A 12215-nucleotide genomic window follows, 5' to 3' on the forward strand; every position below is an offset into this window, starting at 1 on the left:
TTCCTTAAAAGTTCACCGATGCGTTGAGCCACAAGCGGTTGAACTTGCGGGTGCCGTCTTGGTCGTTGTCTTTGTTGTCAGCCAATGGGTTGCGGCCTTTGCGGTGTGCGAGCGTAGCCCGCAACTCGGTGCCCTTGAGCGACTGCCAAGCCAGCGACACGCCGTAGCCGCTGAGGCTGTAGTTGTTAGAGAAGCTGTCAGAGTTCAAATGCGCCGTGCCATCGGCATAGGCGTTGTTCTTAAAGGCTTGCACATGACCTCGGTCATAAAACCCTGTAACGGTGTAATGGCTATTCAGTTGTTGGCGCAGTTCAGCCGTGAAGGTGTTGCCTTGCGAGCCTCCCCCTTCACTGCTGGGATAAGCACGCACACCACTAGCACCACCTAAATACATGCGTTCGCTGCTGTCCAAGTTTTTGTTGGCCATCTGCATGTTCACCGCGACGTAGGCACTGAGGGTTGTGTCGAGTTTTTGCAGACGGCTCAAACTCAGGCTGAGTTTGACGAAGTTGCCTGCGGTGGCTGGGCCATTCGTGTCTGTGCTTTGGTTGGCAGAGCCATCTAAGTTGACCTGCCCCGTGGTCAGCGTGGCCGAAGCGTTGCTCATGCCGCCACCGTTCCAGTTGTCAAGCTGGTTGGCATTCACGCCAATGCTGTAGACATCGATGTTGTAGTGAGACACCGAGCCCGAGAGGTTGTTGTTATCAAACCGTTTTTGTTCGTAGTTGGCCATCAGGTTGATGTTGGTCGGTTGGCTGCGCAAGAGCGGATAGCTCACATCCAAGCCTGTGGAAAGCGAAGAACCATTACTCCCCATGCTGGCAAAGTCGCCCACCAGTCCATAGCTCAGGTGTGTGGCATGTGCGCCTGCACGCAGGCCGTCGTAACCCACAGGCAGGGTGAAGCCCACGCGTTGGTAGTCGCTGCCCTGTGTTTTGAGGGCGGTAAGCCCCAATTGGTCGCCCAGTTGCAAAGGGCCGTTGATATTGAGGCTCGCCAACACACGCTCAACCCCTGTTGAACGTGAACCATAGTTGTCAACACTAACGTTGCCAGCCAATGCGCTGCCATCAACGGCCTTGATCAAAATATCTGTTTCGCTTGGCTTCTCGCCTTCAATCAAATTTCCAGCGACGATGACGCCCGGCAAGTCCCCCAGCAACAGCAAGGCTCGATCAATCTTCTTGGCACTCAAGGGCGCACCGGCCACTTGCGCGGCATCCACAAAGCCCTTCAACACGGCGGCATCCACGCGTTGCGGCGCATCCACCAACACCACCTTGCCAAACACCGCCTCTTCCACCTGAATCGTGAAAACACCATTCGTAATTTTTTGAGCAGGTAAAAACGTCCGCACCAACCATCCGGCCTCACGATACGCATTCGTCGCGGCATCTGTGACCTGCTGCAACTGAGCAAACGTCAGCGCTTGATTCAAGTAAGGCGCAACAGCCGCTTGCAACTGCGCGTCGCTCAACATTGTGTTGCCCACAAATTTGAACTGCGTAACCGTCACGCTAGTCTCACCAGGCTTCACCACTGAACTTTCCAACACCTCGCGACGCACCTGTGCAGCCGGTGCGCGTTGTGGATTCAAGTCTCGCTCTGTTTGCCTGAGCAACGAGCCAGCATCAGGCGTTGCCTGTGCGTAAGCAACACAAGAAACGACGGAAAGCCCAATCACGCCGGAGATTTTGGAAAAATAATTCTTAGAGTTTTTCATGGATGTCATGGCACGTCACTTTTAAGCCTTAACGGCCTTTTTGAATTTGAAGTAAAGAACGCTGTCCGTCCACATTCATCAACATCTGGAATGGGAAACTCGCGTCCGGCACCGCCACTAAAACCAGCGCCTTTTTCTCGGTGTTGTACGTGATCCATGAGGGCAACTGTTTGCCATTTGGCAAAGTCAGCAGCACCTCATTTTTTGATGTTGAATCAGCGCTACTGATGTGATCAACCAGCGGAATCAAAGTCTCTACATCCGAACTGGTCAGACCCATCGGCAATGTCACCGTGATCAACCCCACACTCTGAGCGGTTGGCGCTCTCAGCACATTCACCACCACGGTGGCATCCGATTTAGCTGCGTTGATCGCCACAAAACTTGAACTCAAGTTGCTGTCCGCAGATGCCGGTGCGCCGCTGGCTACTTTTAGCGCCGGTTCAATAGCAGGTACTGCCTTAGCCGCAACTTTGTTCTTCTGATCTGTTGACTCTGTAGTGGTTTCAGATGTCGGTGCAGGCTCAGGCGCAACTTGGATCTCCAAAGGAGGTGCAGGCGGTTGGACGAGCACTGGAGCCACCACAGGAGGAACAACTGGCACCACTGGAGGAATCACCGGAGGCAACGTCGCAGACGGTTGTCCAGTCACAACAAAAGTCAAAGGCGTTGACACTGACGTCACACCGCCAACAGTTTGTCTTGCTGTGATCGAATGCGAACCGGTACTCAAACTGCTACCCACTTGGTAGGTCCAAGCACCTGTCACGGCGTCCGCAGTGGCGGTACCCAACAACGTTGTGCCGTCATACACGCTCACAGTAGCACCTGGGGTAACCGTGCCGCTGATCGCGGGGGCCTGCGCCGAGGCCCCTGTCGCTGTCGTAGAGGACACCAAGCCAGTCGGGGTTAAGCCCGCGTTGCCTTGCACATCCACCGAGCTCGCAGTGGTGGTTACTGCACCACCGAATTGGTTGGCAGCATTTGTCAACGTCACACGCCCTGTCCCCGCGCCCAGCGTTGAAGTACCGGTGACCGTCAAAACGCCCGTTTGGGTGATGTCACCATTCGTGCTGTTGGCACTGAGGGCACCGCCTACGGTCAGAAGGCCCAAATCCAATGCGCCATTGCTGGCCACCAGAAAATCGCCGGTCGTCGCGACTGTGCCCAAAGTCAACGCATTGGCATCTGTCAGTTGCACGGCTGCACCTGTTGCCGACACTGCACCTGTGAAGTCGTTGCCCACGTTAGCCAACGTGACATCGCCTGTGCCTGCATCAAGGCTTGAGGTACCTGTAACAGTCAACGCACCTGCTTGCGTGATGGCCCCGTTGTGGCTATTAACCACCAAGTTGCCACCCACCGTGCTGGTGCCCACATCGATCGCGCCACCTTGGGTGGTGAGCGTCAAATCCTGAGCGGCATTCGTCGTGCCTAAGGCAATGTCGCTGCCGACAGTGGTGCCATCGTTGGTCACACTGATGTGTGAAGCGGTCACGTTTCGCAGCGTGATGGCCCCAGTGCCTTCGTTGGTTTTGCCGCCGCCATTGCTGCCGCGCAAAATCACTTCCAGCGTACCCGTGCCCACGTTGAGGCTGGTGTTGGCTGCTTGCGTGATCACGGCATTGCCTGCATCGCGCTCTGCATCCACCACACCACCACCCACGCCATTGACGGGTGTGACCCATTCGTTGCCGATGATCGACAAGTTCGCATTTCCCAGCCCAATGCCCGCATTGAGCAACACCGAGCGCCCTGCTTGCAAGGTCAACCCGCCGCTAGACGACACAGGCGCTGAATTGACAGCTGCGCTGACCGTGATGTCGTTGCTGGCTTGCAGCGTCACCGACGTGCCTGCATCCAGTAGTGCCACCAAATCAGAAGCCAAAAACTTGCTGGTTGCCGATGCTGCCGTGCTAAACCCCACGGTGGACGTCAGGCTTGAGGACGACACTGGGCCCAAGATATCAACACGCCCTGCAAGAACGGCTCCTGACACAGGGTCACGCCATTCGGGGGATGACAAAACCACACGTCCGTCCAACAACACAACAGCGCCACCAGAACCTAGTTGATCACCCGCCGTTGAACCAAGCAAGCTGTTGGTGCCACTGCTATCCAAAATACCCGTGACACCGGTGGAACCGGTGATCCAGGTTGCAGCGCCCTTGGCATTGGCGGTCGTGCCGTTACCACTACCCCACAACGGCGACATAACCACTGCATCGCCATTGCTCAGCGCAGTGACTGCACCAGAACCAACGTGGTCACCCGCGGCGAACCCCACCAAGCTATTGTTACTAGACAGCACACCTGAAATGCCCGAAGTACCGCTGCCCCAAGTGATGGCACCTTTTGACAAAGCTGCAGTGGCCGAAACCCCGCCGCCCCAAAATGCAGAGCGCACGACGAAGTTACCGTTTGTCAAAGCGGTTACACCCGTCGCCCCCACCCGATCACCAGCAGCGTCACCCACGAGGCTGTTGAGATCACTCAAGGTTCCTGTCAGGCCTGTAACCCCATTCATCCAGGTCGCCGCACCCTTGGCATTGTCGGTCGTGCCGTCACCACTACCCCACAACGGCGATGTGATCACTACGTTGCCATTGTTCAACGCTGTCACTGCGCCGCCAGAACCTAAACTATCGCCGTTAGCCGCTCCCACCAAGCTGTTGCTGGTAGAGACCACGCCGGTCAAACCCAAAGTGCCACTACCCCAGGTGATGGCGCCCTTCGATGAAGCAGTCGTGGCCGAAATCCCACCTTGAAAAAATGGCGACAGCACAATGTAGTTGCCATTCGACAAGGCCGTGACGCCGCCGGACCCCAAACGATCACCCTGTGCGCTACCCACCAAGCTATTGCTGCTACTCAGCGTCCCACTGAGACCTGTCGAACCGTCAATCCAAGTCACCGCCCCCTTGGCATTGGCGGTCGTGCTGTTACCACTACCCCACAACGGCGATGTGATCACTACGTTGCCATTGTTCAACGCTGTCAGTGAGGTGGCGCCAGAACCTAAACTATCACCGTTAGCCGCTCCCACCAAGCTGTTAAGACTCGACACAACACCTGTCGTACCAGTGGCACCATTGCCCCACGTGATAGCACCTTTTGCTGCACTTGCGACCCCCCCGCTACCCCAAAGCGGAGAGCGAATGAAGTAGTTGCCATTAGCCAGAACAGTGATGTAGCTGACGGATCCAATCGCGTCCCCAACAGCATCTCCAATCAGGCTGTTGGCGCTAGAGAGAAAACCGGTAATGCCAACGGCCCCGTCAAACCAGGTAATAGCCCCTTTCGTAAAACTAGAATTACCGGACCCATCGTTACCGTACGACAGTGTTTTCAAGAGATATTTACCGTTGCCTAACGCGATAATGTTATTGCTACCACTAGCAACAGCATCATTGGGATTGACACCCACCAAGCTGTTGGCGCTTGACACATCACCGACTACCCCCGAAGTGCCACTGCCCCATGTCATGGCCCCCAATCCCCCGTTCCAAAGGTCATTGCGCACAACATAATTACCATTGCTGAGCAAATCGGCCCCTCTGGTACCAACATAATCCAACGCATTGGTGCCGACAAGGCTATTGGTGTTGGACACATAACCGCTAATGCCACGAGTGCCGTCCACCCAGGTCGAGGCTCCCCTAGCACCTGACCAATAGGGCGTCGAAACCACAGCATTGCCATTCAACAAGTTTGTGATGAAAAGACCCACTCGATCACCGGGACTTGAGCCAACCAAGCTATTGGCGGCGGACACACCGCCAACCACACCCGAGACACCACTACCCCAGGTGACAGCACCATAGGCCGTAGAAGTTGTACCCCCATTCCAAAGCGCCGAACGCACGATGTAGTTACCGTTCGACAATGCAGTAATACCTGTAGCGCCCACTTGGTCATTCGTCAAAGTTCCCACCAAGCTGTTGGTGTTATTCAATGTGCCGGTGATGCCTGTGCTGCCGTTCACCCAAGTCACCGCGCCTTTGGGATTGGTGCCGCTTGAGTTACCACTGCCCCACGATGCAGAAAGAACAACTGCATTTCCGTTATTCAGCACCACCGCCGATTTACCGACGAAATAATAGTTAGAACCGCCCACCAAACTGTTGGTATTGGCCACCACACCACTGACGCCCGAGGTACCACTGCCCCACGTGATCGCGCCTTTGGCTGTGGACCAGTTGGCCGAGAGCACGAGGTAGTTGCCATTGGTCAAAACGGTGATACCGTTGGCACCCACGCGGTCATTCAAGGCACCACCTACCAAACTGTTTGTGCTACCTAAGGTACCAATGAGGCCTGTGCTGCCGTTGATCCAGGTCACGGCCCCCTTGCCGGCATTGGGGGTGCCATTGGCACTGCCCCACATCGGGGACTTCACCACATAGTTGCCGTTGCCAAGCGAGGTGATCGTGTCAGAACCGACGTTGTCGCCCGCCGCGCCACCCACCAAGCTGTTGGTGCTAGACACATTACCCATCACCCCAAAAGTACCGCTGCCCCAGGTGATGGCACCTTTGGCCGTGGTCGTAGTGCCGCCACCCCAAAGCGCTGAACGCACGATGTAGTTGCCATTGGTCAAGGCAGTCACGCCCGTGGTGCCGACTTGATCGCCAGTGGCCGTGCCGACCAAGCTGTTGCTGCTGGATACCACACCCGACACACCCAATGTGCCGTCAAACCATGTCACCGCCCCCTTCGCATTGGTTAACGTACCAGCGCTTCCCCACCATGAGTTGGTGAAGGTGTATTTGCCTGCCCCAAGGTCAGTCAAGGCACCTACGCCGACTTTGTCGTTGGCAGAACTGCCTGTGAGGCTAGACACAAGCGCACCTGTGGTGGCGTTGAAAACTTTGATTGATCCCGCACTGGTTGCAACGGTTGAATCAGTTTCCGAGGTCACCAAAATTCGGTTCAACGAGCTAGAGGTGGTGCTATTGAGCAGCTCTTTCGTCAGAGTTGCACCCAAGCTACGGTTGGCGGCAAGGGTGTCGGTCAAGCTCAATACCGAAGGGTTTACAACCGAACTGATGATTTCAATGTTTTTGGGGTCAAACAACACTTGCCCGTTGTTGCCGTGTGGGGCTGACACATCGATGGTGCCGGCCTGCACCAAGTTTTGGTGGCTAGACACTTCAACTTGTCCGCCATGACCAGCTTGCGCGCCGCCCTGGGCACTGATGTGACCGCCAAATTGGGTTTGGTTTTCTGACCACACCACCACAGTGCCTGCATCGCCGTTGTCCCGTGCATTGGCGCTGAGCTGGGTGGCCATGACTGTTACTTTGTCGGCGTTGGGTAGATCGGCGTCACCGCCTTGCCAGCCGCCACCGATGCGCAGGGTGCCACCACCCAGGTCACCGTCGGCGTGGACAGAGGCACCGGCCAAGGTCAAGCTAGGCGCGGTGATGGACACATCGCCGCCCCGCCCACCACTGGCACTCAAGCTGCCAGACACGTAGGCGCTTTGCTTGGCTTGCATCCAGATGCTGCCTGCTTGGTCGCCATCGGCGTGCCATTGGGCGGCTTGGGTTTGTTCGATGTTTTCGTCAGCCACCACGTGAATGCGGCCTCCGCGTGCGGTGCTGCCATTGCCTGCGGCGCTGGCGTCCCATGTGCCAGCGTCGATCAGGTTTTTGGTGGCCACGCTGATTTGCGGCGCACGCAAGGTGCCGGTTTGAATGACGGCTTGCGAGGCGTCTAAGCGAATGACGCCATCAACCATGTTGAGCTGCGTGGCTTCGACCGCGCCCGTGTTGTTGACCACACCGGCCTGTAGGTCAGCCACCGATTTGGCCGACAGGATGATCAAACCCCCAGGGGCACGAATGGCTTGGCGGTTTTCAATCAAGGTTTCCAAAGTGGCGGCGGTGGTGGTGATGCCTGCCAAGTGCTGGTTGCCATCAAAATTAAGCGTCACCACCTCGCCCGCGGCCATGGCCACGGTGCCTGCTTGGGCCACGACGACACCGCCGTTTTGCACCTCAGGGGCTAACAACGCGATGTAGCCACCGAGTGCCGCGTTTAACTGCCCGTCGTTGAGCACTTTGCCAGTGGCGCCATTGCGCTCAAAGCGGTAGTTGCCCGCCATGAAGTTGTCGTCGCTGATGCTGTGTGTGGTGGCCACCAAAGCGCCCACGTCCACTTGCGCGCTGGGCGAGAAATACACGCCATTGGGGTTGGTCAAAAACACTTGGCCCGGTGCGTTGATGCGGCCAAAGATTTGGCTCGCATTGACGTCGTTGACCCGGTTGAGGGTGACTGCGCTGCTGTTGGGCTGGTTGAAGTTCACGATGGCGCTGGCACCGACGTTGAAGGTGTTCCAGTTGATGGCCGCGCGTTGGGTGGATTGGTTGATGTTCATCACCGCGCTGTTGGCAGTGCTGGTTTGCCCAATGGTGGCTGCGCCTCGCACCACACTTGCGCCTGTGGGCAACTGGGTAACGGGGGGCGCTTGCTGCGCATGTGACAAGGTGGCAATGGCAGCCATGGCCACCGACGTTAAGACGCCGCCCATGATGGCGCAGGCACCGTGGCCCGAGCCACTGCGCTTGCCAGCGCCGCGTGCGGTTTCTGGGGCAACGTGCCAGCTTTGGGTGGCGTCAGACCAGACGTGACGAAAGTTGCGATTGAGGCTGCCGTTGTTTTTCATTTTTATTCTCTGCTTTAAAACGCGATGCTGGTGCTGACCCACACACGGGTGGTTTTGAGGGTGCCGTCACGATCTAGCCCATTGGTTTGTGCCAAGGGGTTGCTGTGCGTGCGATGTGCCACGGTGGCTTTGACGTCAACACCTTTGGGGCCTTGCCAGCCCAAGGACAAGCCCCAACCTTTGAGGGCATAGCTGTTGAGTGAGGTATTCAGGGTGTTGCCTGAGTTGTCGGCCACCGCGCGTTGGTTGTTGCGAAACTCTTGAACACGCCCGTAGTCATAAAACGCCGTGAGGGTGAATCGATCATCCAAGCGTTGGCGCAGTTCGTTGGTCAAGGTTCGACCCAGCGCACCACCGCCTTCGCTGGTCGGAAAGGCGCGTACGCCGTTGACACCACCCAAGTACATCTTCTCGGATGAGTCAAGGTTCTGGCTGGCGGTTTGCCATGCAGCCGAAACAAACCAACTTAAATCGTTGCTCAGGCTTTGCAGTCGGCTGAGGTTGAGGTTGAGTTTGGTGAAGTAGCCTTGGGTGGCAGCACCTGCAAGGTCGTCGGCTTGATTGGCCGAGCCATCCAGATTGACGCGGCCATTGCTCAGCGCCACAGATGCGGTGTTGGCACCGCCACCGCCCCAGTTGTCTAGCTTGTTGCCGTTGAGGCTGAGGTTGTAAACATTCAAACGGTAGTTAGACATAGCGCCAGCGCTGCTCCAGTTGTCAAAGCGTTTGCTGTCGTAGCTGAATACGAGGTTGAGGTTTTGAAGTTGGCTGCGCACCAAGGGGTAGCTCAGGTCTACGCCCATGGTTTCTGCGGTGCCTTGGTAGCCCGCAGTGCTGAAGCTGGCGAGCAAGTCGTAGTGCATCGAACTTGCATGGACACCGGCACGCAAACCATCGTTGCCCACGGGCAAGGTGTAGGCCATGCGTTGAAAATCACTGCCTTCGGTTTTCAATAGGTTGACGGCCAGTGCATCCCCCAAACGCAAGGGGCTGTTGAGCATGAGGTTGGCACTCAGTCTTTTGGTGCCTGTAGAGGTAGCGCCTGCGTTGTCATAGGCCACATTGCCAACCAGCCAGGCTTCATCAGTGGCGGTCAAAGCCAAGTTAGTTTCACTGCGCTCACGACCTTCGTACAAGCTGCCCACGACGTTGACACCTGGCAAATCGTCCAGCAAAAGCAAGGCACGATCGATGTCTTGTGCGCTCAGCGGTTCGCCTTTGTGCAACACGCTGTCAACAATGTCGGTGAGTTGTGAAGCGTCTACACGCGTTACCGGTTCGCCTTGCAGGCGCACCTCACCAAACACAGCTTCGATGACGTGAATGGCAACCACGCCTCGCGTGATTTGTTGCTGAGGTAAGTAGGTCCGCACAATCCAGCCCGCATCACGGTAAGCCATGGCCACCGCATCCACCGCTTGTTGCAACTCAGCAAAGCTCAAGGGGCGATTCAGGAAGGGATCAACAGCGAGGCCAAGTGCCTCGTTGTTCAGCAGGGTGTTGCCTGTGAATTCAAAGCGCGAGACGCTAACCGTTTGCTCACCTTCTTTTTTCATGACAGGAGGGGCCGTATGTGGCCGAGGAGTCAATGTGGGCGGTGTTTGGCGCTTCAGGCTTTGCTCGTTTTGCTTTTGCAAAGCGCCTGCATCAGGAATGGTTTGCGCAACCGCCGAACAAGATGCTGCCAGTAACATCACGGCGCAAGCGATTTGGGTGAATTGAATTTTTGGCGAAGTTGTTTTTGTCATTTGATTTGATAAATTTGTCGCAATTGGTATAACTATGCGAAAAACAACAAATCAAACCTAACAAAAGCTATCAAACGATCACCAAAAGACAGCCCAAGGCCTTGGCAACCTTACAAAAGTATGATTGACCTCGATGAATCAATAGGCAAAAACTAACCAATCCTCACGTTGTGCTCATCACTTCTTTAAAACCACCATTCCGTCTTTGGTTACTCGCGCTGGTAGCAGCCCTGCTGATTCTCACAGGCTGCACTGCGGCCACTAGCCAGGCAACATTGATTCAGTCACAAGAGTGGTTGATGGACAAAACTGGACACGCCAGCTTGCAAGAGGTGACAGCCAGCCCCGACTGGCAGCCGATGGCGCGATGGCAGAGTTGGGGCTACGGCCCAGAAACGATTTGGATCCGCACCAAACTCAAAGCGGCAGCACACGACACGCGCACGTCTTGGATCGTGCAGATCAAACCACCCTACCTAGACTACCTGACGCTGTATGACCCCAGCGCAAACCTAGTGCTTAAGAGCGGTGATGCATTGCCACCAAACGATGACAGCTTGGCTTCGATCAATTTCACATTTCAAATCCCCGCGCTTAACCATGAGCGAAACATTTATTTACAACTCCATACCACCAGTACACGTTCCATAAATATGGAGGTTTTGCCGTCTACTCAGGCGCAATTGCAAAACCGTTTGCAGGAATGGTTGATGGGGTTTTTCACGGCAGCCTCTGGCATGTTTGCGATTTGGGCAGCGGCTCAGTGGTGGATCAGTCGCGACGGCTTGATAGGTGCTTTCGCGTTCAAACAAATCTTTGCAACTACATGGGCGTTCTTCTTATTAGGTTTTGCACGCATCGTGGTTGGTCCCTACTTGTCAGAGGGGGTGTTGACCACAATTTCTTCCACCTCGTTCATTTGGGTCATCAGCGTGACACTGTGGTTTTTAGCTAAGTTCATCGAAAGTTATCGCCCTGCACGCATGTGTCTCATCGCCTGTCGGGTGTTGGCCATTTCTATTGCATCACTGTCTTTGTTGCAATTTTTGGATCTCACCATTGAGATGTTAAAAATTGGAAACATTGCGATTCTTTTGGCTTTCTCGCTGTTGCTAATCACTCTTCTCACAGCCATACCTCACAAGGTGGTTCAGCCAATTCCTCTGAAACTTTTATTGGTTTATCTACTCGTTTACAGCGCATTGAGCTCGTTGCCACCGTTGATTCATTTGGGTTGGATCAAGGCGCACCCCATCATGGTGATAGGCACATTGACACATGCGGTGATGGATGGTGTGGTGATGTTCATCATGTTACAAGTGCGTGCCAGAACGCTTCAACACGAACAACAAGCCATCGTCAGAGAGCTTGAACGCAGCGAACAAAAGGTCGCAAGTGAAAAACACCACCGCGAAGAGCAAAGCCAGCTCTTTGCCATGCTGGCCCACGAGTTGAAAACACCACTGGCCACTCTGCGTATGCGAATGGAAGTGGGTGAACTCAAGCGAGAGGTGATGGACCGCACGATTGCTGACATGAACCAAGTGATCGAACGCTGTGTCCACACAGGACAGCTGGCAGACCAAGGGCTAGAACCGTATTTGCAAAGCGTTGACCCAATTGCGCTCACACAATCATGCATTCAAAGCTGTCGCTATCCGGGACAAGTTGATTTTTCTGCGCCCAATACATCGGGCTTGCTACACACCGATGCTCAAATGTTGTCTATCGTGCTGGGCAACCTGCTGGACAACGCGTGCAAATATGGCGCACCGCAAGGTCGCGTTCAAGTTTCTCTTCAGTTCACGCGCAAGCAAGACCAAAGCGGTTGGCTGTGGCAGGTGGCCAACCAAGCTGGAAGCACAGGGTTGCCTGATGCGGCACAGCTGTTTGAAAAGTATTACCGCAGCCCACAGGCGCGCCGAGTTTCGGGGTCTGGCTTGGGGCTTTTTTTGGTCAAAGGTTTGCTTGATTTGCTGCAAGGCACGATCAGTTACACGGCGCAAGCTGGCCACCCCGTGTTCACCGTTTGGGTGCCTGACCTGACCATGCGGCGTTAGTTATTGTTGGGAAT

4 protein-coding genes are annotated in these 12215 nt (G+C 55.5%); 1 reads left to right on the top strand and 3 read right to left on the bottom strand.

Annotated features, from left to right (window positions below; translation table 11 throughout):
- Positions 1-4: 4 nt before the first annotated feature.
- The 3 genes from B9Z44_RS00815 to B9Z44_RS00825 all read right to left on the bottom strand — a co-directional run bounded on the left by B9Z44_RS00815 (position 5) and on the right by B9Z44_RS00825 (position 9949).
- Positions 5-1597 carry a ShlB/FhaC/HecB family hemolysin secretion/activation protein gene (locus tag B9Z44_RS00815; RefSeq protein ID WP_170108449.1) on the bottom strand — a complete coding sequence of 531 codons (1593 nt, stop codon included), beginning with the start codon at positions 1595-1597 and terminating at the stop codon, positions 5-7.
- A gap of 154 nt (positions 1598-1751) precedes the next feature.
- On the bottom strand, positions 1752-8393 hold the full coding sequence (locus B9Z44_RS00820; RefSeq protein ID WP_108401428.1) for a two-partner secretion domain-containing protein: 6642 nt from the start codon (positions 8391-8393) through the stop codon (positions 1752-1754).
- 14 nt (positions 8394-8407) lie between these two features.
- On the bottom strand, positions 8408-9949 hold the full coding sequence (locus tag B9Z44_RS00825; RefSeq protein ID WP_170108450.1) for a ShlB/FhaC/HecB family hemolysin secretion/activation protein: 1542 nt from the start codon (positions 9947-9949) through the stop codon (positions 8408-8410).
- 491 nt (positions 9950-10440) lie between these two features.
- Between B9Z44_RS00825 and B9Z44_RS00830 the strand changes: the two genes are divergently transcribed.
- The gene (locus B9Z44_RS00830) at positions 10441-12201 is read left to right on the top strand and encodes a sensor histidine kinase (protein ID WP_108401429.1); all 1761 of its coding nucleotides are present in this window, start codon (positions 10441-10443) and stop codon (positions 12199-12201) included.
- The last annotated feature ends 14 nt before the right edge of the window (positions 12202-12215 follow it).

The sequence above is a fragment of the Limnohabitans curvus genome (genome assembly GCF_003063475.1).
GTDB lineage: Bacteria > Pseudomonadota > Gammaproteobacteria > Burkholderiales > Burkholderiaceae_C > Limnohabitans > Limnohabitans curvus.